The sequence below is a fragment of the Mycobacterium marseillense genome (genome assembly GCF_010731675.1).
Taxonomy (GTDB): Bacteria; Actinomycetota; Actinomycetes; order Mycobacteriales; family Mycobacteriaceae; genus Mycobacterium; species Mycobacterium marseillense.
The window spans coordinates 1,347,289-1,369,222 of the sequence record NZ_AP022584.1; the positions used below are offsets into that span (position 1 = coordinate 1,347,289).

18 protein-coding genes are annotated in these 21,934 nt (G+C 68.6%); 12 read left to right on the top strand and 6 right to left on the bottom strand.

Annotated elements, in window-relative coordinates:
- Positions 1-37 precede the first annotated feature (37 nt).
- The 3 genes from G6N26_RS05930 to G6N26_RS05940 are packed head-to-tail and all read left to right on the top strand — an operon-like array spanning position 38 to position 2,221.
- Complete coding sequence (locus G6N26_RS05930) at positions 38-802, top strand: ABC transporter ATP-binding protein (protein WP_083019979.1); 765 nt, start codon at positions 38-40, stop codon at positions 800-802.
- Positions 736-1,554: an ABC transporter permease gene (locus tag G6N26_RS05935; RefSeq protein WP_139799217.1), complete on the top strand. Its 819-nt coding sequence runs from the start codon at positions 736-738 to the stop codon at positions 1,552-1,554. The genes G6N26_RS05930 and G6N26_RS05935 overlap by 67 nt, the downstream gene beginning before the upstream one ends.
- 43 nt (positions 1,555-1,597) lie before the next feature.
- Positions 1,598-2,221, top strand: coding sequence for a TetR/AcrR family transcriptional regulator (locus G6N26_RS05940; protein WP_083019975.1), 624 nt, complete (start codon positions 1,598-1,600; stop codon positions 2,219-2,221).
- Here the strand turns inward: G6N26_RS05940 and G6N26_RS05945 are convergent.
- The 3 genes from G6N26_RS05945 to G6N26_RS05955 form a co-directional block, all read right to left on the bottom strand.
- Positions 2,187-2,414 carry a Trm112 family protein gene (locus G6N26_RS05945; protein WP_067168030.1) on the bottom strand — a complete coding sequence of 76 codons (228 nt, stop codon included), beginning with the start codon at positions 2,412-2,414 and terminating at the stop codon, positions 2,187-2,189. The two genes, G6N26_RS05940 and G6N26_RS05945, sit on opposite strands and share 35 nt — an antisense overlap.
- Positions 2,411-5,458 carry an acyl-CoA synthetase gene (locus tag G6N26_RS05950; protein ID WP_120312654.1) on the bottom strand — a complete coding sequence of 1,016 codons (3,048 nt, stop codon included), beginning with the start codon at positions 5,456-5,458 and terminating at the stop codon, positions 2,411-2,413. Before G6N26_RS05950 ends, G6N26_RS05945 begins: the two co-directional genes overlap by 4 nt.
- 143 nt (positions 5,459-5,601) lie before the next feature.
- Positions 5,602-6,057, bottom strand: a complete 456-nt coding sequence (locus G6N26_RS05955; protein WP_067168028.1) for a DUF2834 domain-containing protein — start codon at positions 6,055-6,057, stop codon at positions 5,602-5,604.
- Positions 6,058-6,397: 340 nt separating this feature from the next.
- Between G6N26_RS05955 and G6N26_RS26330 the strand changes: the two genes are divergently transcribed.
- The 9 genes from G6N26_RS26330 to G6N26_RS05995 all read left to right on the top strand — a co-directional run bounded on the left by G6N26_RS26330 (position 6,398) and on the right by G6N26_RS05995 (position 16,129).
- Positions 6,398-6,526 (top strand): hypothetical protein, encoded by a 129-nt coding sequence (locus G6N26_RS26330; RefSeq protein ID WP_263644516.1) that lies wholly within the window; start codon positions 6,398-6,400, stop codon positions 6,524-6,526.
- Between the two features lie 39 nt (positions 6,527-6,565).
- Positions 6,566-7,072: a hypothetical protein gene (locus G6N26_RS05960; RefSeq protein ID WP_067168027.1), complete on the top strand. Its 507-nt coding sequence runs from the start codon at positions 6,566-6,568 to the stop codon at positions 7,070-7,072.
- A 17-nt stretch (positions 7,073-7,089) separates the two neighbouring features.
- Positions 7,090-7,836 (top strand): gluconate 2-dehydrogenase subunit 3 family protein, encoded by a 747-nt coding sequence (locus G6N26_RS05965; protein ID WP_083019973.1) that lies wholly within the window; start codon positions 7,090-7,092, stop codon positions 7,834-7,836.
- Positions 7,836-9,533, top strand: coding sequence for a GMC family oxidoreductase (locus tag G6N26_RS05970; protein ID WP_083019972.1), 1,698 nt, complete (start codon positions 7,836-7,838; stop codon positions 9,531-9,533). The genes G6N26_RS05965 and G6N26_RS05970 overlap by 1 nt, the downstream gene beginning before the upstream one ends.
- Positions 9,526-11,316 carry a glycoside hydrolase family 15 protein gene (locus G6N26_RS05975; protein WP_083019970.1) on the top strand — a complete coding sequence of 597 codons (1,791 nt, stop codon included), beginning with the start codon at positions 9,526-9,528 and terminating at the stop codon, positions 11,314-11,316. The genes G6N26_RS05970 and G6N26_RS05975 overlap by 8 nt, the downstream gene beginning before the upstream one ends.
- Before the next feature lie 42 nt (positions 11,317-11,358).
- Positions 11,359-12,375 carry an SDR family oxidoreductase gene (locus G6N26_RS05980; RefSeq protein ID WP_083019968.1) on the top strand — a complete coding sequence of 339 codons (1,017 nt, stop codon included), beginning with the start codon at positions 11,359-11,361 and terminating at the stop codon, positions 12,373-12,375.
- Complete coding sequence (locus G6N26_RS05985) at positions 12,372-13,490, top strand: enolase C-terminal domain-like protein (RefSeq protein ID WP_139799216.1); 1,119 nt, start codon at positions 12,372-12,374, stop codon at positions 13,488-13,490. The genes G6N26_RS05980 and G6N26_RS05985 overlap by 4 nt, the downstream gene beginning before the upstream one ends.
- 92 nt (positions 13,491-13,582) lie before the next feature.
- Positions 13,583-14,269: a PAS and ANTAR domain-containing protein gene (locus G6N26_RS05990; RefSeq protein WP_067168041.1), complete on the top strand. Its 687-nt coding sequence runs from the start codon at positions 13,583-13,585 to the stop codon at positions 14,267-14,269.
- Between the two features lie 78 nt (positions 14,270-14,347).
- Positions 14,348-16,129 (top strand): ABC-F family ATP-binding cassette domain-containing protein, encoded by a 1,782-nt coding sequence (locus G6N26_RS05995; protein ID WP_083019967.1) that lies wholly within the window; start codon positions 14,348-14,350, stop codon positions 16,127-16,129.
- Positions 16,130-16,290: 161 nt separating this feature from the next.
- Here the strand turns inward: G6N26_RS05995 and G6N26_RS06000 are convergent, their stop codons facing one another.
- From G6N26_RS06000 to G6N26_RS06010, 3 genes are all read right to left on the bottom strand, one after another.
- Positions 16,291-17,541, bottom strand: coding sequence for an HNH endonuclease signature motif containing protein (locus G6N26_RS06000; RefSeq protein WP_163648736.1), 1,251 nt, complete (start codon positions 17,539-17,541; stop codon positions 16,291-16,293).
- A gap of 64 nt (positions 17,542-17,605) precedes the next feature.
- Positions 17,606-18,667 (bottom strand): type III polyketide synthase, encoded by a 1,062-nt coding sequence (locus tag G6N26_RS06005; protein WP_083016009.1) that lies wholly within the window; start codon positions 18,665-18,667, stop codon positions 17,606-17,608.
- Between the two features lie 160 nt (positions 18,668-18,827).
- A complete protein-coding gene (locus tag G6N26_RS06010) occupies positions 18,828-21,932 on the bottom strand; it encodes a type I polyketide synthase (RefSeq protein WP_083016012.1) in 3,105 nt (1,034 codons plus the stop codon).
- Between the last annotated feature and the right edge of the window lie 2 nt (positions 21,933-21,934).

Genomic DNA, 21,934 nt, shown 5'->3' on the forward strand with positions numbered 1-21,934 from the left:
CTTGACAGCGCCGCCGCGCGCGACGAATATTCATCACATGATGAGTTCATCTCGTGATGAATTAATCGTGGAGCGGGCCGAGCCGGCCGTGAGCATCGATCACCTGCGCGTGATCCGCGGTAAACGCCCGGCCCTGCACGATTTCTCCGTGCAGATCGCCACGGGCAGCATCACCGGCCTGCTCGGCCCCTCCGGCTGCGGCAAGACCACGCTGATCCGGTGCATCGTCGGCACCCAGATCGTGAGCTCGGGCACGGTCTGTGTGCTGGGTAAGCCCGCCGGCAGCGCCGAACTGCGCCGCCGCGTCGGCTACCTGCCGCAAGACCCGACCATCTACAACGACCTGCGCGTCGTCGACAACGTTCGCTACTTCGCCACGCTGTACGGGTTCGACGGCCAGGACGCCGACGCCGCCATCGAACGGGTCGGTCTCACCGATCACCGAACCGCCTTGTGTGGCAACCTCTCCGGCGGCCAGCGCACCCGGGTATCGCTGGCGTGCGCGCTGGTGTGCCAACCCGATCTGCTGGTGCTCGACGAACCCACGGTCGGCCTGGATCCCGTGTTGCGGGCCGACCTCTGGGAGCAGTTCACCGAGCTGGCCCGCGCCGGGACCACGCTGCTGGTTTCCAGCCACGTCATGGACGAGGCCGACCACTGCGGGGACCTGCTGCTGATGCGCGACGGCCGGCTGGTCGCCCACACCACCCCGTCCCGACTGCGAGAGGACACCGGATGCACGTCACTGGAGGACGCGTTTCTGTCCATCATCAAGCGCAGCACCATGCGCGAAGCCGGTTAGGGCTCAAGGGATACACGGCGACCACGACGCGGATTCTTCGCCAGTTGGCCGCCGATCACCGCAGTGTCGCGATGATCCTGCTGGTGCCGGTCCTGGTGATCACGCTGATGTACTTCATGTCCGAGAACGCGCCGCACCGCCCTGGCGGCCCGACCCCGTTCAACAACGCCTGCCTGATCCTGTTGGGCCTGTTCCCGCTGTTCGTGATGTTCATCATCACGGCGATCACCATGCAACGCGAACGGGCGTCCGGAACGCTGGAGCGCATCCTGACCACTCCGCTGCGTCGACTCGACCTGCTGATCGCCTATGGCACCGCGTTCTCGACGGCCGCTGCGGCGCAAGTGGTTCTGGCCTGCGCCGTGTCGTTCTGGCTGCTCGGCTTCGACACGGCGGGCAGCCCGCTATGGGTGTTCGTGATCGCGATCGTCAACGCCGTGTTGGGCGTCGGCCTGGGCCTGTTGTGTAGTGCGTTCGCCCGCACCGAGTTTCAGGCCGTGCAGTTCATCCCGCTGGTGATGGTGCCGCAGCTGCTGCTGGCCGGCATCATCGTGCCGCGCGCGGTGATGCCACACTGGCTGCAATGGATCAGCAATGTGCTGCCCGCGAGCTACGCGCTCGAGGCCCTGCAACAGGTGGGCGCGCACGCGGAACTGACCTTCATCGCGTCGCGCGACATCGTCGTCGTGCTGGGCTTCGCTCTGGCGGCGCTGTGCCTGGCGGCGGCGACGCTGCGGCGACGGACGGGCTAGTGGCCATCGCAAGCGCGGCGCAGCCGGGCGCAGCGGGTCGCTGGTGACGGCCACCAGCGCGGGGCGCCGGCGACGCGGCCGGCCCGCCGGGAACTCCGACACCCGGGAGCGAATTCTGAACAGCGCCCGGGAACTGTTCGCGCGCAACGGCATCGACAGAACGTCGATACGCGCGGTCGCCGCGGCCGCCGGGGTCGACTCGGCGCTGGTGCACCACTACTTCGGCACCAAGCAGCAATTGTTCGCCGCCGCGATCCGCATTCCCATCGACCCCATGACGGTCCTGGTGCCGATGCGGGAGGTGCCCGTCGAAGAGCTCGGCTTCAAGCTGCCGTCGATGTTGCTGCCGATCTGGGACTCCGAGCTGGGCGCGGGTTTGATCGCGACGCTGCGGTCGCTGCTCGCGGGCGCGGACGTGAACCTGGCACGCTCTTTCCTGCAGGAGATCGTGACCGCGGAAGTGGCTGCGCGCGTGGACAATCCACCCGGGACGGGCGTCGTGCGCGCCCAGTTCCTCGCCTCCCAGCTGATGGGTGTGGTGATGGCCCGCTACATCGTGCAGGTCGAGCCGTTCGCGTCGCTGCCGGCCGAACAGATCGCGCAGACCATCGCGCCCAACCTGCAGCGCTACCTCACCGGGGATCTGCCGGACGGCCTTGTGCCATGAGCCGGGCGTGCTCGTCGTCGCCGACGTCGCGGGCCTCGTCGATGAGCAGCACCGGGATGCCGTCCTCGATCCGGTAGGCGCGGCGCAGCCGGGGGTTGTAGAGCAATTCCTCACCGCCCGTTGCGGATACCAATACCAGCGGGCCGCGGTCGGCCGGGCACACCAGGATGTTCAGTAGCTTGTCGTCGATCATGACCGCGCGCCGCTCAGCTCGGACCGCACCCCGGCAGTCAGCCGGCGGTAGTGTTCGGTCTCCGCGTCGAAATACCAGACGTGGCGTCCCGCCTTCGGAATCCCGGCGGCCCGCAGCGCGCTGACGGTCGGGCGGTATGTCGCGCTCAACGTCATCTCCGGGACCACGCAGACGATGTCGGGCCCCAAACCGATGGGGACCTTGGCGAAGGCCTCGGTCAGGTCGGCCGCGGTGATGGAGGCGCCCGGCAACAGCGTCACCGCCGAGACCGCGACCTCGTGGTCACCCACCGGCACGTTGTAGGTCACGGCGAGGTCGACGCCGTTGATACAACCCAGGGCGTCGGTGACCGGCTCGGCGTAGACCAGGCCGCGCCGGGTCCGCACCACCGAGCCGCGCCGGCCCGCCAACCAGTAGTCACCGTCGTCGTCGCGGTAGAACAGGTACTCGGTCGAGATCCAGGTGTCGCCGGCGGCGAACACCCCGCGCTTAACCGAGGCGCTCGGATCGATCGGGCCGTTGGAGGCGGCGAGCAGGACGCCGACCTGTTTGGGTTCGGCGATCTGCACGAAGCCACGCTCGTTTTCCAGGATCAGGTCGTGTTCGGTGTCGTAGGCGCCCAACTCGATGCGCCCGGCGCCCGGCAGCGGGCGGCCCTTGCTGCCGACCTTGGCGCCCGAGACGTTGGCCAGCACCGCCTGTCCGTCGGTGGTGGCGAAGAACTCGACGACGTGGGCGGGGGCGAACGCCTCGACGACGCGCCCCCACAGCCCCGTCGGCATCCCGGAACCGATGAACAGGCGCACGGGGTGATTGCCGTGCAGGACGAAGGGCGGATCGGACGGGTTGTCCAGGATCTCGCCGAGCATGGCCCAGGTGTAGGACACCACGGTGACGCCGTACTGGCGCACCTCCTGGATGAACCGGTCCCGGTCCAGGCCGCGCGATAGCGCGATGCGGGTGCCGCCCACCACCGCGCCGCCCAGGCTGACCAGCAGCGCCGACTCGTGGTGCAGCGGCGTCAGGCAGTAGACGGTGTCGCGGCGGTCGAGGGCCGCCGTCGAGGCCGTGCCGAACGCCGACACCGCCCAGCGGTAGTTGGTGATCTGCTTGGCCACCAGCTCGCCGCCGGCCGCGCTGAACGCGATGAACGCCAGGTCCCGGGCCAGTCCCGGGTTGGGCCGGTACCAGCCGGGCAATTCGACGGCATCCGGGTCGATCTGTTCCATGTCGATGACTTGGGGCTGATTGTCGGAGTCCTCGGGCAGGTGCAGATCCCGCGACTCGCCGCCGCCGAGCACCAGCACCTGGCGCAGCAGTTGGCCGTCCGACTCGAGCACCGCGTCGAGGTTGGTCGGGTCGGTCAGGATCTCGGTCACTCCCCCGAGCCGCACCGACGCGGCCAGGTCGGAGTCGGGTCGCATCACCACCGCGATGGCGCCGAGGCGGGACAGCGCGGCGATGGCCACCAGCGCGCTGGGCCGCGTCTCCATCAGCACGCCGACCCGGTCGCCCTGGCGCACCCCGACCTCGATGAGGCCGCGGACGACGTTGTTGATGCGCCGATTCACCGCCTCGTAGGTGTGCACCCGTCCGTCGAACAACAGGAATTCGCCCTGCGGGGCATCGCGAGCTTGCTCCTCGATGATGCGGCCCAGCGAGATCCGGGTGTGGTCGTTGATCTGTCCCAGCCGGACGAGTCGCGGCAGCGTGCGGGCGGTTTCGACGGCCAGGGTGCGCATGGATTTGTTGGCCGCGACGACGGTGTTGGCCGCGCCGCGCGCTATCCCCAGCGCCGCCTCGGAGGCCTCCCCGAGGCCGTGCGCGATCCGGGAGCTGAGCGCCACCCCGCTGTCGGTGTGCTCGGCGGGCTGGTCGGCCATCACCTCGATGCTGGTGGGTTTGTCGCCGCCGGCGGAGAGCCACTTCACCCATTCGGCGACGGTCGGCCAACTCTGTTGTGCCGCTTTGGTTCCGACGACCAGGCCGAAATGTCCTGTGCGAATGGTGTATTCGTAGACCTCGGCGTACGGCGCCGCCCGCCGGATGCCGCGCACCGACGCGGGCTGCCCGATATCGTCCACCTCGCCGACGAAGGCCAGCACGGGACAGGTGATGTCGGTGAGCGTCACCATCTGGCCGTTGACGGCGAAGCCGCCCGTCATCATCCGGTTGTGGGCGATGAACTGCTTGAGCAGTTCGGAGATCGCCGGGCCCGACCAGGCGATCCAGCCTTCGCGTTCGAGGAAGCGGCGCTGCTGCTCGCGCGGCAGCAGTGCCTCGCGGTCGTGCAGCTGGCGCACGAAGTCGACGCGCGCCTTGGCGGTCTTGAGCGGGTCGAGCATCTGGAAGCCGGTACGCGCCATCCAGCTCGGGATGGCCAGCCGGCTGAACACGTGGTCGGCCATGAAGTTGGCGGCGGGCGCCGCGAAGTTTGCCGGGATGCCCATGGGCAGGGCGGCCAGGGTGTCCACCGGCGACCCGAAGGTGACGATGCTGGCGAGATTCTTGGAGCGCCGGTAGGCCGCGACCTGATAGCACCACATGCCGCCCTGCGAATAGCCGACCAGGTGCACGTCGCTGCCGGCCACGTCCTTGACGGTGTCGATGGCCTCGCCCAGCGCGACGATGTGGTCGGCCAGCGTGCGGCGCATGCCGCCTTCGACCTTGTCGGGTTCGCCGAAGTCGATGACCCAGGGGTCAAGGCCGTGGGCGTGCAGGATCCCGACCGCGCCCTCGTCGCGGGTGACGTCCCACATATCGGCCGACATCATCATCGGGTGCACCATCAGCACCGGCGGTCCGACAGGCGACTGGCCGGGCCGGCTGTCCGGCGGGAAGTACCGCCGGAGCTTGTACATCGGCACGCTCTCGACGATCTGGGACGGCGATGGCACCGTGCCGGTTTCCAAACCCCCCAATCGCAAGACTTCCAGCCCGTTCTGCGCGGTAGCGATCAGCCGCTCGACCGGTCGTGTGACCATCGAAAAATTGAGATCCACTGCTGCTCCCTGAGTCTTGACAGCTTGGACATCATGGCACATCTGGGCAGCTAGAAGGGCGGTGGTTACCCTGATTGGGCGTCGGCGCGCGCCGTGCGGACAGAGCCGAGTTCGGCTAGATAAGTGGTGACTCGCCGTCGCCGTTGGCCGGCGGCTCGGCCTGTGTCGCCGCGGCGGCTAACCCGTCACCTACCCACGTCGATCCATATCGTCAGGGCCACGGTCAACACGGCGACCACCACGAGCAGGATCGTGTCGGTCCTACGAAGCCGCGGCGCGTCGGATGCGCCCAGGCGTAATTCGCGGGCGATCAGGAAAAGCGGGAACATCACGCTGACGGCGATGAAGAACGATCCGACGACGTAAAGCCACACGAATCGCACGTTGTGCTTCCTGGCTTCGATCACCATCAGAATGACCGCGCTCAGGGCCAACATCAGGGCGTCGGCTGCGATGTTTCGCGACGCCGCCGTCGTTTGGGTGTCGCGCCAGAAATTAACGAAGAAGCCGGTCGGGCTGTGTACATACGCGACTGTCTGGCTCCACGTCGCGATGAGCGCGGCGACTGCGATGGCGCCGTAGACGGCGCAAAGAACCTTGCGGGACGTGGGGACCGATGATGCTTGGTCGGCTGTTGTCATGGCTCAAGGTAGAACGAACTGAACTGGCGACAGCACAAAATGGCAACTTCACTGGCGGCCCGAAGGCTGCGCGCCCAATGGCTGCCGCGAGTGATCGTCAGCCACTCCGCGGACCCCCAGCCTGGTGGCTCGCTGTGAATCAGCTGCACGTTCGTTTGTGCCCAAGGGCACCGGGTATTCACTCGACGCGCTTCGGTCGCGACGTGCCGTGTCGAGACCGCTTCGGTTGAAACCCACAGCTGGGCGCTTCCAGTTCGCTGGGCGGCTTCCGCAACGGTCACTGACGTGTCGGGACTGAAGCCCGCCGGACCGTTTCCTTCCAGCCCGAAGGCGAGGTCGCTTGATCGACACCACGACGGATTCGCTCGGCAAGCAGGCGCACGGAAATCCCCACGCATTCCTGCCATCACCCCACGGCGCGCGCAGCGCCAGCAACCATTTCACGAAGGAAACCAGCCCGGGCCGGTGATCGTCGGCCCGGCACGACGCGAGCGAAGAAGGGATTCACATGTTGTTGCTGGGCAACGGCGGAGGGCGCAAGGGTCGCACCGCCGGCAGCGACGGACTGGGCGAGGTGTCGCACCTGGCCGAGCGGGCACTCTACGACGTCGCACACGGTCGTTTCGAACGCTCGCTGTCCGGGCTGACCGCCATCGCGGCGCTCGTCACGACGGCCGAAATCTACTTCGAGCACTACAAGGCGAGCTTCGGCAACAAGTGGATGTGGAGCCCGATCGTGGTGACCCCGCCGGTGGTCGTCGCCGGCATCGGGGGCGTCTTCTCGCGCCGCTGGGCCAAACTCTGGCTGCCGATCACCGCCGGCATCTATACGGCCAACGGGCTGATGGGCGAATACCTGCACGCGCGCGGCGTCGCCCGCAAGCCGGGCGGGTGGAAGCACGCGTCGTACAACGTGCCCATGGGCCCGCCGATCGCGGCGCCGGGACTGATGTGCATGGTCGGAGGGATGGGACTGCTGGCGTCGATCCTGCGCCGCGAACGGTTCCGGGGTTAGGCATCGGGATCACCGAGATGGCTGACACCTCACGCCCCGACCACCTGCCCAACCTGCGCCCCGACGGCAAGCCGCCGCACCCCTCCTGGCTGCCCAGACAGCGCCGCGGCACCACGCCGCAGATGATCGGGCGCTACCCCGACTTCGACGTGCTGCGGACCGCCGAAACCTGGGACGAGGCCACCAGGAAAGTCGTGCTGGCCCGGCTCGAACCGCCCGGCCCCCTACGGTTTTTCACCGCCGAAGAGGAGCCGTGCCTGCGCGCGTTCTGCGACACGGTGCTGGCGCAGGACGACGAGCCGCGCGTGCCGGTGGCCGAATCCGTCGACTCCAAACTCGCCGACGGGCGCCTCGATGGCTACCAGTACGCGGACATGCCGGACGACCGCGACACGTGGCGCTTGGTGCTGCGCGGGCTCGACGAGACCGCGGCCGCCACATACGGCGCATCCTCGTTCGCGGCCGCCGGGCGGGAAACGCGCGAAGAGATCATCGGCCAGTTCTCGCAGGGCGAGCTGGAGGGCGGCGCCTGGGAGAACCTGAACGTCAAGCGCGCCTGGTCGGTGTGCATGCGAATGACGCTGTCCGGCTTCTACTCTCACCCGTGGGCGTGGAACGAGATCGGCTTCGGCGGCCCCGCCTACCCGCGCGGGTTCATGCGCCTCGGCGGCGCCACCGGGCCCGCCGCCGCGCGCGAACCGTTCGAGACCCCCGGCGCCACGGACGAAGACCCCGTGCAGGTTGTGCAGAACGGCGAGGTGTGATGGGCGACTTCTGGCGAGGCCTGCTCAAAGGAGCCGTGGGTCCCAAGGACAACGACTCGCGATTCCTGCTCGACGTGCACTCGCGCGACCTCCCCGGCGAGAAGACCATGCGGCGCTACCGCGACGACGACGAGGTCGACCTGGTGGTCGTCGGAGCCGGCGCCGGCGGCTCGGTGCTGGCGCAGCGGCTGGCCCGCGCCGGCTGGCGGGTCGTGATCCTCGAGGCCGGCCCGTTCTGGCATCCGGATGAGGACTGGGTGTCCGACGAGGCGGGCTCCCATGCGTTGTACTGGACGCAGAAGCGCATCATCGGCGGTGACGACCCAATCGAGCTGGGCAAGAACAACTCCGGGCGCGGGGTGGGCGGCTCCATGGTGCACTACGCCGGCTACACCCCGCGGTTCCACCCCAGCGACTTCGAGACCTTTTCGCGGGACGGGGTGGGCGCCGACTGGCCCCTGCGCTACGAGGACATCCGCCGCCACTACGAACGGATCGAGCTCGAGCTGCCGGTGGCCGGGCAGAACTGGCCGTGGGGCGATCCGCATCGCTATCCCTTTGCCCCGCACCCTATTTCGGGGGCCGCCGCCAAGATCTGGGAGGGCGCGCTCAAGCTCGGCATCGAGATGCGGGTGGGGCCCGTCGGCATCGTCAACGGCACGTTCGGCAACCGCCCGCACTGCATCTACCGCGGCTACTGCCTGCAGGGCTGCAAGGTCAACGCCAAGGCCAGCCCGTACGTCACGCACCTCCCCGACGCGCTGGCCCACGACGTGGAGATCCGCGCCAACTGCATGGCGTCGCGCGTCGAACTCGACGAGACCGGCGCCGCGCGGGGCGTGGTCTACTACGACGAGGTGGGCGGCAAGGAACGGCTTCAGCGCGCCAAAGTGGTTGCCGTGGCCGGGTATTCGATCGAAACACCGCGCCTGCTGCTGAACTCGGTCAGCGACCGCTTCCCCAACGGGTTGGGCAACAACGACGATCAGGTCGGACGCTACGTCATGGTGCAGGGCGCCACTCAGTCCGCGGGCCGGTGGTCCGAGGAGGTTCGAATGTACAAGGCGCCTCCCCCGGAGGTGACCTCCGAGCAGTACTACGAGACCGACCTCTCTCGCGGGTTCGCCCGCGGGTTCTCCATCCAGACGGTGTCACCGATGCCCATCGGCTGGGCCGAACACGTGATGGCCGACGGACATTGGGGCCGCGCGCTGCGGGAGTACATGCGCGATTACAACCATTGGGCGACCGTCGGCGTGCTCAACGAGTTGTTGCCACTGCCGGACAATCGGGTGACGCTGGCGCAGGAGAAGGACCCTTACGGCATCCCGATCGCCCGGTTCGACTACACGCTGTGCGACAACGACAAGGCCAACATGGCCTACTCCACCAAGGTGATCGGCGATATCCTGCATGCCGCCGACGCCCAGGACGTGCTGACCATCGAGCGATTCGCCCACCTGATCGGCGGAGCCCGCATGGGCACCGGGCCGCAGAATTCGGTGGTCGACTCCGACCACCGGGTGTGGGGCGTGCCGAACCTGTTCCTCGCCGACGGCTCGGTGTGTCCCACCCAGGGTTCGGCCAATCCGGCGCTGACGATCATGGCGCTGGCCTCGCGGCTCGCCGAGCGGATGGCCGCCGGACAAATCGATACCGGTGTGGGGCGGGGGTCGAAGGCGGAAGCCCGTGGCTGACCTGAAGATCGACACCGCGACCACGTTCGCCCCCCGGGTGCTGCGCGAGTATGCGCTGCTCGCCGACGGTGAGCGGGGCGCGCTGATCGGGCCGCAGGGCGACGTGGCGTGGATGTGCGCGCCGCACTGGGATTCCGACGCGGTCTTCTCCAATCTCATTGGCGGCGGCGGGGTTTACGCCGTCACCCCGACCGATGTTCGGCACGTCTGGGGTGGCTACTACGAGCCGGGCACCCTGATCTGGCGTAACCGTTGGATCACCCGCGACGGCATCGTGGAATGCCGTGACGCGCTGGCCTTTCCGGGCGACCCCGACCGAGCCGTGCTGCTGCGGCGGCTCACCGGCTGCCGTGGGACGGCGCGGGTGCGGGTGCTGCTGGCACCGAGCGCGGAATTCGGCCGGCACGGCCCCGGCAAGCCCACCGTGGACGGCGGGGTGTGGAGCGGCCGCTCGGGGAAGTTGCACTGGCGCTGGCGGGCCGGCTGCGACGCGCGCCCCGTGCGGGCCGCCCAGGAGAAGGGCCCACTGCTCACCTGTGAGATCACCCTGGACGAGGGCGAGCAACACGACCTGGTGCTGGAACTGTCCGAACGCGCCCTGCCGGACCAGCCCCCGGACCCCGACATCGCCTGGGAAGCCACCACCGCCGCCTGGCAGCGCAGCGTGCCCGAGCTGAGTTGCACCATCGCTCCGCGCGACGGGCGTAACTCCTACGCCGTGCTGCGCGGGCTGACCAGCAGCGGCGGCGGCATGGTCGCCGCCGCCACCATGAGCCTGCCCGAACGCGCGCACTCCAACCAGAACTACGACTACCGCTATTCCTGGATCCGCGACCAGGTGTACGCCGGCATGGCCGCCGCCGCCGTCGGCACGACCGAGTTGCTCGACCAGGCGGTCGAATTCGTGGGCGCTCGGCTGCTCGAGGACGGCCCGAACCTCAAGCCCGCCTACACCGTCACCGGCGGCGCCGTGCCCGGCGAAGAAACGCTCGACCTGCCCGGCTACCCCGGCGGCGCCGACAAGATCGGCAACTGGGTCAACCAGCAATTCCAGCTGGATGCCTTCGGCGAGGCGCTGCAACTGCTGGCCAAGGCGGGCGCCGCCGACCGGCTCGACGCCGACGGCTGGCGCGCGGCGCAGACGGCGATCAAGGCCATCGAAAAGCGTTGGCGTGAACCGGATGCCGGCGTCTGGGAGATCGACAACGAGCGGTGGACGCAGTCCCGTCTGGCCTGTGTTGGGGGGTTACGTGCCATCGCGAAGCTCGCCGGCGCGGGGCCCGAGGTCGCCGCGTGCGCACCGCTGGCCGATGCGATCCTCGCCGACACCGCCTCGGAAAGCCTGAACCCGCACGGGTATTGGCAACGCAGCCCCGGGCAGACGGGTGTCGACGCATCGCTGCTGCTGCCACCGGTGCGCGGGGCCGTGCCCGCCGACGATCCCAGGACCATCGCCACCCTGGACGCCGTTCGCCGCCAACTCGCCGACGACGGATTCGTCTACCGATTCCGGCACGACGAACGCGACCTCGGCGACGCCGAGGGAGCCTTCCTGCTCTGCGGGTTCATGATGGCGCTGGCCGAACATCAACAGGGCCATGCCCATTGCGCGATGCGATGGTTCGAACGCAACCGCACCGCCTGTGGGCCACCGGGACTGTTCTGCGAGGAATACGACGTGCGGCAGCGCCAGCTCCGCGGCAACCTCCCCCAAGCGTTCGCGCACGCGCTGATGCTGGAATGCACCGCCACCCTCACCGGCGACGCCGCCCACCATGACTGATCGGGTGCCTGACACCTGCACCGAGCGAAAGGAATTCCTGCGATGACTCAGACAGTGGTGATCACCGGAGCCAGCGCCGGCATCGGCCGCGCCACCGCGAAGGAGTTCGGGCAGCGCGGCGCGAACGTCGCCCTGCTCGCCCGTGGCGCCGCCGGCCTGGAAGGCGCGGCGCGTGACGTCGAGGCCGGTGGCGGTAAGGCGTTGGCCATCCCGACCGACGTGTCCGACCACGCGGCCGTCGTCGCCGCCGCCGACGAGGCCGAAGCCGCGTTCGGTCCCATCGACGTCTGGGTCAACGTCGCGTTCACCTCGGTGTTCGCGCCGTTCACCGAAATCAGCGCCGAGGAGTTCAAACGCGTGACCGAGGTGTCCTACCTGGGCTACGTGCACGGCACGATGGCGGCGCTGGCCAAGATGCGCCCGCGCGACCGCGGCACCATCGTGCAGGTCGGTTCGGCGCTCGGGCAGCGATCAATCCCGCTGCAGTCGGCCTATTGCGGGGCCAAACACGCCATCAACGGGTTCACCGAATCGGTGCGCTGCGAACTGTTCCACGAGGGCTCCAAGGTGCGGATCACCGTGGTGCAGATGCCCGCGGTCAACACCCCGCAATTCTCCTGGGTGCTGTCCCGGCTGCCCCGCCATCCGCAACCGGTGCCGCCGATCTATCAGCCCGAGGTCGCCGCCCGCGGCGTGCTCTACGCCGCGGATCATCCAGGGCGCAAACAGTATTGGGTCGGCGATTCGACCATGGTGACGCTGCTGGCGCAGAAGTTCATCGCGCCGCTGCTGGACCGCTACCTCGGCCGCACCGGATACGACTCGCAGCAGACCGAGGAGCACGTCGGCCCCGGCCGGCCCCACAACCTATGGGAACCGCTCGACCAGCAACCCGGGAGCGATCACCGCGCCCGCGGCGAGTTCGACGACGAATCGCACTCCCACAGCCCGCAACTGTGGGCCTCACAGCACCCTGTCGTCAGCGGCACCGGCGCGCTCAGCGCCGCCGGTGTGGGCGCGTGGCTCGCGGCGCGCGCGGGCCGCCGGTGGGCGCGATGACGACCGCCGCGCGGATCGACGCGGCCATCGACGAGGTCACCGCGCAGGTCTACAAGATCCCCACCGACGCACCGGAAGCCGACGGGACCCTGGAATGGTCGTCGACCACGCTGGTGCTGGCCGAGGTATCCGCCGGCGGCCAGCGTGGCATCGGCTACACCTACGGCGACGGCGCTTCCGCCAAGCTCATCACCGGTCCGCTGGCCGGCACGCTCACCGGACACAACGCCGTCGACATCCCCGCCTTGTGGGAATCGATGGTCAAGGCGATGCGCAACAACGGGCGGCCGGGGCTGGTGTCGTGCGCGATCTCGGCGATCGACACCGCCCTGTGGGACCTCAAGGGCAAGCTGCTGGGGCTGCCGGTGTGCCGACTGCTGGGCATGGCGCATCCCAAAGTGCCGATCTACGGTAGCGGCGGTTTCACCACGTACGACGAACACACCACCCGCGCCCAGCTCGAACGCTGGGTCGACGAGTGGCAGATCCCGCGCGTCAAAATCAAGATCGGCGAATCATGGGGCTCCGACGAACGTCGCGACCTTGATCGAATCGCCTTGGCGCGCAAGGTGATCGGACCCGATACGGAACTCTACGTCGACGCCAACGGGGCCTACCAACGCAAGCAGGCGATCCGGGTGGCCCACGCCATGGCCGATCACGACGTCACGTGGTTCGAAGAACCCGTCTCCTCGGACGATTTGGCCGGACTCCGGGAGGTCCGCGACCAGGTGACCCCGGATGTCACCGCCGGCGAATACGGCTACGACCTGGCCTATTTCCATCGAATGCTGGCCGCCGACGCGGTCGACTGCCTGCAAATCGACGTCACCCGCTGCGGGGGCATCACCGACTGGGTGCGCGCGGCCGCCGTGGCCGCCGCCTGCAACGTCGACGTCTCCGGGCACTGCGCCCCTAACCTGCACGCCCACGTCGCCACCGCCATCCCGAATCTGCGGCACCTGGAGTATTTCCACGATCACCACCGCATCGAGCACATGCTGTTCGATGGCGCGCTGACACCCAAGGGCGGCGCCCTGCGGCCGGATCAGCACCGGCCGGGCTTCGGCCTGGAGTTCAAGCACAGCGACGCCGAGCAGTACCGGGTGGCCTGAGCGGCACCGTCCGAAACACACATGCATGGACGCGGCCCAAAACGGGAATCGATACGCCAGGTTTTTCACAAAAGGGATTGGAGCAAGGCGCGATGACACTGAACTCCGACGACGACACCGTGGAGCGCCGCGAGGCACTCATGCGTGCCGTCGTCGAGGAAAGCGACCTCAGTGCGGTCGACTCGGTGCTGGGTCTCGGCGATCCGCAGCGCGTCGGCCGGTTCCGGTTTTTTCTGGACGGGCATCGCTGGGAATGGTCGGACGCGGTGGCGCGCATGCACGGCTACAAACCCGGACAGGTGCAGCCCACCACGGAACTGTTGCTGCGACACAAGCACCCCGAGGACCGCGAACGGGTGGCGGCGGTGCTGGAGCGGGTGATGAAGGGAAAGCCGTTCAGCAGCCGGCACCGCATCGTCGACACCGCCGGACGCACCCACTGCGTCGTCGTCGCCGGCGATCGGATGGTCGACGACACCGGCGCGCTGGCGGGCACGTCCGGCTTCTACGTCGACGTCACCGACTCGCTGCACACCGACATCACCAATGTGCTCTCGGCAGTCGCCGACGCCCGGTCCCGCATCGAGCAGGCCAAGGGCGTGCTGATGATCGCCTACGGCATTTCCGCCGAGCGGGCGTTCGACATCCTGGTGTGGCGTTCCCAGGAGTCCAACCTCAAGGTGCGCGACGTCGCCGGCCGCTTCCTGGACGCCGTGGCCAGCAAGGCGTCAGCGGAAACGCAGAGTCATGTGGACCAGGCGCTGCTGACGCTGGAGTAGCCACGCCGCGGCCGGATGGCGCGACTTCTCCTCCGGCCGTCAATCGGCCGGCTTCGTCGCCGCGCTAGGGTCGGGCCGGTGGCGCACCTACTCGGAGCCGAGGCCGTACACCTCGAATACCCGACCCAGGTGGTGTTCGGGTCGATCACGCTCGGGGTCAACGACGGCGCGCGCATCGGCATCGTCGGCCGCAACGGCGACGGCAAGTCCAGCCTGCTGCGGTTGCTCACCGGCCAGCAGCAGCCCGACTCCGGCCGCGTCACCCGGCGCAGCGGGCTGCGGGTCGGCGCGCTGAGCCAAGCCGACACCCTGGACCCTGACCACACCGTGGGCTGGACGCTGGTCGGCGACGCCGCCGAACACCAGTGGGCCGGCGACCCACGGGTCCGCGACGTGGTCGCCGGGCTGGTCTCCGACATCGCTTGGGACGCAACGGTTGCCACGCTGTCCGGCGGCCAACGCCGGCGGGTGCAGCTGGCCAGGTTGCTGGTGGGCGAATGGGACGTCATCGCGCTCGATGAGCCCACCAACCATCTGGACATCGAGGGCATCACCTGGCTGGCCGGCCACCTGAAGGCGCGCTGGGCGCGCAACACCGGCGGGCTGCTGCTGGTCACCCACGACCGCTGGTTCCTCGACGAGGTCGCCACCACGACGTGGGAGGTACACGACGGGATCGTCGAGCCATTCGACGGCGGGTACGCGGCCTACGTGCTGCAGCGCGTCGAGCGCGACCGGATGGCCGCTGTCGCCGAAGCCAAACGGCAGAACCTGATGCGCAAGGAGCTGGCCTGGCTGCGCCGCGGCGCCCCGGCCCGGACCTCGAAGCCCAAATTCCGGATCGAGGCCGCCAACCAGCTGATCGCCGACGTGCCGCCCCTGCGCAACACCGTCGAGCTGGCCAAGCTGGCGACGGCACGGCTCGGCAAGGTCGTCGTCGACCTGCTCGACGTGTCGGTCGCATTTGACGGCCGCCCGGTGCTGCGCGACATCGAGTGGCGGATCGCCCCGGGCGAACGCACCGGCATCGTCGGGGCCAACGGGGCCGGGAAATCGACGCTGCTTGGCCTGATCGACGGCACGATCACACCCGATGCGGGGCGAGTCAAGCGCGGCAAGACGGTGCGGCTGGCGGTACTCGACCAGCAGGGCGATGCGCTGGCCGAGGTCAACGACGACCGGATCGCCGACGTGCTGGGCGGGCTGCGCGGCGACTACCAGGTCGACGGCCGTGAGGTTACGCCCGCCCAACTGCTGGAGCGGCTCGGCTTCGGACGCGGCCAGCTGTCCGCGCGCGTGGCGGATCTTTCCGGCGGCGAGCGTCGGCGGCTGCAGCTGATGCTCACGTTGCTGTCGGAGCCCAACGTGTTGCTGCTCGACGAGCCGACCAACGACGTGGACACCGACACCCTGGCCGCGATGGAGGATCTGCTCGACTCCTGGGCGGGCACGCTGATCGTCGTCTCGCACGACCGCTATCTGCTCGAGCGGGTCACCGATCAGCAGTACGCGGTGCTCGACGGCCGGTTGCGGCACCTGCCCGGCGGCATCGACGAATACCTACGGCTGGCCGAGCGGCGGACGGACGGGGCGACCACCGACGAAGTGAGGCCGTCGCAGCCGTCGCAGCCGTCGATGTCCGGCGCCCAGCGCCGCGCCGCCGAGAAAGAGATGGCCGCCGCCGATCGCCAGCTGGTGCGGCTGGCGGGCCGAATCAAGGACAAACACAACGAACTCGCCGCGCACGACCAGTCCGATCATGTCGGTATCACCCGGCTCACCCAGGAGCTGCGCGCGCTCGAAGACGAGGTCGCCGCGACCGAGGGTCGTTGGCTGGAGCTCTCGGAGTTGCTCGAATAGTCTTGAACGGCAATAGGTTTTGTGGGCGGCGTCGAGTCGCATCTCAGGGCCAGCAATGGCGATGTGGGGGCGATGTGGACCGGCCGAGACGGATAGTGTGGACGAATCCCTCGATTTTCCAAGCTATTTGAGTTGCGCAGCGACCGGTACCACGAACCGGGCTAGTTGTTGGTCGGTGGTGGTTGGGGTTGGAAGGGGTCATACCACCACCAGTGGGCGCGTTCGCCGGTCGGGCCGGGGCAGGGCGCCACCGCGGGCGGGGGCCCCGTGGGTGGGCGTGCCAGTGATCCCGGTCTCAGGATTCGGCCGTCCTCGTCGGTGACCACCAGAGCGTGCGCGGGTCCGGTGAGGGTGATCAGGCCCCGATGATGCAACCGGTGGTGATAGGGACACACCAGCACCAGGTTGGCCAACTCGGTGGGGCCGCCGTCTTCCCAGTGCCGCAGGTGATGGGCATGCAAACCCCGGGTGGCGCCACAACCCGCAACCACACACATACGGTCGCGGTGCTCGAGCGCGCGACGCAGCCGCCGGTTGATCACCCGGGTTGCCCGCCCGGCCCCAATGACCTCACCGTGGCGCTCAAACCACACCTCACAGGTGGCATCACAGGTGAGGTATCGGCGTTCGGCGTCAGACAGCAGCGGACCCAGATGCAGTGCCGCAGCGCGCTGGGCGACATCAAGGTGCACCACCACCGTGGTGTGCTGCCCATGAGGCCGACGAGTGGCCTCGCTGTCCCAGCCCGCTTCGATCAGGCGCATGAACGCCTCGGCCGTGCCCGGCACCGGCGGACGCTGATCACCCACGCCCGCGCCCTCGCCGTGGTCGCGGCGCCACTCGGCGATGAGCGCGTCACGATGCGAGGCCAACGCGGCGTCGAACGTCGCGGCATCCACGTGGCCCAGCGTGATCCGATAACACGCCCCCTGCTCGGTGGCGGTCGCGATAAACGACCGCTCGGGCTCGGGCCGGGGTTCGGGGTCAGGACGCGGTTCCAGCTTGACCGCGGTGCGCAGCTGATTGACCGTGGCGACCGCGGCCAGTTGGGCGTAATGGTCATCAGATCCCTGGCCCGCGTGTGCGGCGATCACCCCGACCTGATCGGCCGACAGCCGACCCTCGCGCATGCCTGCCGCGCAGCGGGGAAACTCCTCCAGCCGGCCAGCGATGGTGCTGATCGTGTGGGCATTGCCCGACGAACACCCCAGCTTCCAGGCCACCAACGCCGGCACCGACCGCGCACCGGTCACACCGCACAATTGGTCGCGATCGATCTCGGCGACGATCTCCACGATGCGCCCATCAATCGCATTGCGCTGACCGGCCAACTCCGCCAACTCCTCAAACAACACCTCAAGGCGGTCGCTCGCAGTCACCACCTCGGCGTCAGCAGGTGCGGTCGAAGACATAACGCCATCATCGCAGCGACCACCGACAAATCCGTCAGGCAACAGGTCGGCGGAAGTTATGCGCTCAATGCCAGCGCAGCAGCACCAGTTCGGAACCGAAGCCGGGTCCCGTCGCGATCATCAGCCCGGGGTTTCCGCTCGGCGGCGGTTTGGCGATGGTGTCCCTCAGGATGTGCAGCACCGACGCCGATGAGAGGTTGGCGATTTCCCCGAGCGAGCGCCAGGTCAGCTCGTGCGCTTCCGGCGGCAGCTCGAGGCACTTGGCGATGGTGTTGATGACTTTGGGTCCGCCGGGGTGCGTGACCCAGGCACCGACATCGTCCTTGGTCAGCTGATGTGCGGCGAGGAACCGGCTCACGTCGTCGGCCAGGTACCGGTCGATGATGGTCGGCAGTTCCGGCGACATCACCAGCTGAATGCCGGCCGAGCCGATGTTCCAGCCCATGATGTGCAGCGATTCGGGGTACAGCCGGCTGCGCGAATCGAGGATGTCGGGCCCGGCCGAACTCAGTTGCTCGGCGCGACGGTCACCGACTGCGACCACTGCGGCGGCGCCATCGCCGAACATCGCGGTCCCGACCAGGCCCGACACGGTCGGCGCGACCGCGGGGAAGGTCAACGAGCACAGTTCGACCGACACCAGGGCGGCGACGCCGTCCGGAGCGCCGCGCAGGTAATCGTGCAGCCTGCCGACGCCGGCCGCCCCGCCAGCACAGCCCAGCCCGAACAGCGGCACCCGGCGCACGTCCGGGCGCAGGCCGAGACGCCCGACGATCCGGGCGTCGAGTGACGGCACCGCGATGCCGGTGACGGTCGTGGTGACGATCGTGTCGATGTCTTGCGGGCTGAGCCCCGCCTCGTCGAGGGCGCCCAGCAGCGCGTCGCAGCCCAGTTCCACGGCCTTATCGATGAAGACCTCGTTGGCGTCACCGAAGTCGCTCAGCGAGTGGTACCGCTCGAGCGGCAGCACGAAGTGGCGGCTGTTGACCTTGGCGGCGGCGTGCAGACGCCGGACGATCTCTTCGTGTTCCTTCAACGCGGGGAACTCGACGATGTGGTCGGTGATTTCGCGTTGGCTATAGCGATGCGGCGGCACAGCGCCGAATACACCCGCGATGACGCTCATGCTCTACTCTCTTGATTGCCAACCAACGTGAATACGATTCCGCGTAATGCCGGAAGTTTATGCGGTTGGTTGGGGTCTTGCAAAAGATCCTGGTATTCAACACATGTCTGATTGAGGGCGCCTGGTGTGCGCGTAATCATGTCCGGCAGCGGGGAATTCGTCATTCGACATCCTCGTCTTCCGCCGAATTGAGTGCCATGGCGATTAAATCGTCGGGGCTCAAAGAATCGATATCGTCGCCACTTACGCCGGGTTTGGTTGCGTCGCCAACGGGTGTTTCCGGCATACCGGCGAGTAAGAGGAGTTTGTCGAGCAATCCCGTTCTGCGAAGCTCACGCACGGGAATCTTCCTCAGCGCGGACCAGAGTTTTTCATCGTCGGATTCCTCGCGATCGTCGTGGAGTAATTGACGGCGGAGATGGTCGGCCAGTGCGGCCGGGGTCGGGTAGTCAAAGATCAGCGTGCGTGACAACGCCGTCCCGGTGTGCGTAGTGAGGCGGTTGCGCAGTTCGACCCCGATCAGCGAGTCGAATCCGAGGTCGCCAAAGGCGCGGTCGTGATCGACGGCCTGCCCGCCCGGGTGCCCCAGCACGGCCGCCGCGTGCTCGCACACCAACTCGATCAGCACACGCTGCTGTTCGTCGCGCGGCAGTGCGTGCAGCTGGTGGGCCAAGTCGGGTGAGCGCGTGACGCTGGCGGCCGGGGCCGTCGCGTCCCCGGGTCCAGCCAGCCCGGCGCCGAGCCAGAACCTCTGTCGCGCAAAGCCATACGTAGGTAACTCGACGCGTCGGGCGTTCAGGCCGGCGAACACGCCTGCCCAGTCGAGGCTGAGCCCGCGGGTGAACAGCTGCCCGGCGGCACCCAGGACCGATTCCGTCTCAAGGCAATCTTTGGTCATGGTGGCCAGCGACACCGCCCGCTCGGTGCTCAGCGACTGGTCCACGGCGGCCGTCAGCGCCGCGCCCGGACCCAGCTCGAGGAACGTCGTGGCGCCGGCCGCCTCGGCGGCGCGCACCCCCTCGAAGAAGCGCACCGGCTGACGCACGTGCTGCACCCAGTACTGCGCCGACCCGTAGTCGGCGTCGGCCAGTCGCCCGGTCAGGTTCGACACCAACCCGACTCGCGGGGGGTGCGGTTCGATGCCGGCCGTCACCGCGGAAAACTCGGCCAGCATGGGCTCCATCAGTGGCGAGTGAAACGCGTGGGAGACCGCCAACCGGTGCACGCGCCGGCCGGTTTGCGCCAGCCGATCCGCCAGCGCCCCGACCGGTATCTCCTCACCGGACAGCACGACCGAATGGGGGCCGTTGACGGCCGCGATGCTCACCCCGCCGTCCATCAAAGCGGCCACCTCGGCCTCGCCGGCGCCGACGGCCACCATCACCCCGCCGGCCGGCAGGCGCGCCATCAACCGGCCGCGGGCGGCCACCAGACGCGCCGCGGCGGGCAGCGACAGCACCCCGGCCACACACGCCGCGGCGATCTCCCCCACCGAATGCCCCATCACCACATCCGGTGTGACGCCGAAGGATTGCCACAGCCCCGCCAGCGCGAACCCCAGCACGAATAACGCGGGCTGGGCAAACTCCGTGGCCTGCAACAACTCCGGGGCCGCGCCCCACATCACCTCGCGCAACGGCAGCCGCAGATGACCGTCGATCGCCTCGGTGGCCTCATCGAAGGCACGGGCGAACACCTCGAAGCGGTCGTAGAGTTCGCGCCCCATCCCGAGCCACTGCGAACCCTGGCCGGGAAAGACGAATACCGTCTTGCCTCCCGGCGTCGCCCGGCCCACCGCCACGCCCGGATGTGGCTCCCCCGCCGCCAGCGCCGCCAATCCCGCTGCCAGCGCGTCACGATCGGCTCCCGCCACGACCGCGCGGTGCTCGAAAGTTGCCCGGGTGCTGACCAACGACCAGGCCACGTCGAGGGCGGTGAGGTCCCCTCGCTCGGCGACGTGGGCCGACAGCCGCTGCGCCTGATTGGCCAGCGCGCGTTCGGATCGGGCCGACAGCGCCCACGGCACCGCGTGGTCGAACTCCGGTCGCGCCGGATCGGGTTGGGCGGGCGGCTGTTCCACAACGACGTGCGCGTTGGTCCCGCCCATGCCGAACGAGGACACCCCGGCGCGCCGCGGGTGGCCCGTCGACGGCCACGGCTCGGTCACGGTGTTGACCTGCAGCCCAAGGCGATTCAGATCCGTGTCGGGATCCGGGTCGGCATAGTTGAGGCTCGGCGGAATCGTCGAGTTCTGGATCGCCAGCACGGCCTTGAGCAGGCCCGCGACCCCGGCGGCGGCACCGGCGTGGCCGAGGTTGGTCTTCACCGAACCGACCCGCACCGGATCGTCGACGCGCTCGCCGAAAACCTCGCCGAGCGCCTGCGCCTCGATCGCGTCGCCCACCTTGGTTCCCGTGCCGTGGGCCTCGACGTAATCGATGTCCGCGACGTCCAAGTCGGCGTCGGCGAGCGCGCGGCGGATCACGTCGGCCTCGCCGCGCGCCGACGGCACGGTCTGTCCGGCCGGGCTGTGCCCGGCGTTGGCGACGGCGCCGCCGCGGATGACGGCGTGGATGCGATCGCCGTCGTCGAGGGCGGCCGGCAGGGGCTTCAGCAGCACCAGTCCGGCGCCCTCGCCGCGCACGTACCCGTCGGCGCGCCGATCGAACGCGAAGGTGTGGCCCGAAACCGATACGGCGCCGAATTCGCGTTCCAGCATGGCGATTTCGTCGGCCAGGTTCAGGTGGACCCCACCCGCGATGGCCAGCGACGATTGCCCGCTTCGGACGCTTTCGCAACCGAGGTGCACCGCGACCAGGGACGAAGATTGGCCGGAGTCGACGGTCATGCTGGGTCCCCGCAGCCCGAAGGCATACGAGATCCGGTTGGCGATCATCGCCCTGCTGATGCCGGTGAACGTGTGGTGGTCGAGATTGTCGGCGAGATCGCGCACGGTCAGGGCGGCGTAGTCATCGGTCATCGCCCCGAGGTATACCGAGACCGGTTCTCCGCGCAGCGTTTCCGGCACGACGAACGCATTCTCGAACAGTTCCCAAGTCAGCTCCAGGACCAGCCGTTGCCGCGGGTCCATCGCGCACGCCTCGCGCGGCGAGAGGTTGAAGAAGTCGGCATCGAATTGCTCGGCCTCCCCGGCGAACTGGGTGTTCTCCCGTCCGTCGCGAAGCAGCCGCCACAAGGCCTCGGGGCCGGCGGCTCCGGGGAATTTGCATGCGAGCCCGATGATCGCTACGTCCGTGGGCGCCAAGG

Excerpts from the sequence above, each read along its gene's own strand:
- G6N26_RS05930 (WP_083019979.1), top strand. The coding sequence starts at position 38 with ATGATGAGTTCATCTCGTGATGAATTAATCGTGGAGCGGGCCGAGCCG.
- G6N26_RS05935 (WP_139799217.1), top strand. The coding sequence starts at position 736 with ATGCACGTCACTGGAGGACGCGTTTCTGTCCATCATCAAGCGCAGCAC.
- G6N26_RS05945 (WP_067168030.1), bottom strand. The coding sequence starts at position 2,414 with ATGATCGACGACAAGCTACTGAACATCCTGGTGTGCCCGGCCGACCGC.
- G6N26_RS05950 (WP_120312654.1), bottom strand. The coding sequence starts at position 5,458 with ATGTGCCATGATGTCCAAGCTGTCAAGACTCAGGGAGCAGCAGTGGAT.
- G6N26_RS05955 (WP_067168028.1), bottom strand. The coding sequence starts at position 6,057 with ATGACAACAGCCGACCAAGCATCATCGGTCCCCACGTCCCGCAAGGTT.
- G6N26_RS05960 (WP_067168027.1), top strand. The coding sequence starts at position 6,566 with ATGTTGTTGCTGGGCAACGGCGGAGGGCGCAAGGGTCGCACCGCCGGC.
- G6N26_RS05965 (WP_083019973.1), top strand. The coding sequence starts at position 7,090 with ATGGCTGACACCTCACGCCCCGACCACCTGCCCAACCTGCGCCCCGAC.
- G6N26_RS05970 (WP_083019972.1), top strand. The coding sequence starts at position 7,836 with ATGGGCGACTTCTGGCGAGGCCTGCTCAAAGGAGCCGTGGGTCCCAAG.
- G6N26_RS05980 (WP_083019968.1), top strand. The coding sequence starts at position 11,359 with ATGACTCAGACAGTGGTGATCACCGGAGCCAGCGCCGGCATCGGCCGC.
- G6N26_RS05985 (WP_139799216.1), top strand. The coding sequence starts at position 12,372 with ATGACGACCGCCGCGCGGATCGACGCGGCCATCGACGAGGTCACCGCG.
- G6N26_RS05990 (WP_067168041.1), top strand. The coding sequence starts at position 13,583 with ATGACACTGAACTCCGACGACGACACCGTGGAGCGCCGCGAGGCACTC.
- G6N26_RS06000 (WP_163648736.1), bottom strand. The coding sequence starts at position 17,541 with ATGTCTTCGACCGCACCTGCTGACGCCGAGGTGGTGACTGCGAGCGAC.
- G6N26_RS06005 (WP_083016009.1), bottom strand. The coding sequence starts at position 18,667 with ATGAGCGTCATCGCGGGTGTATTCGGCGCTGTGCCGCCGCATCGCTAT.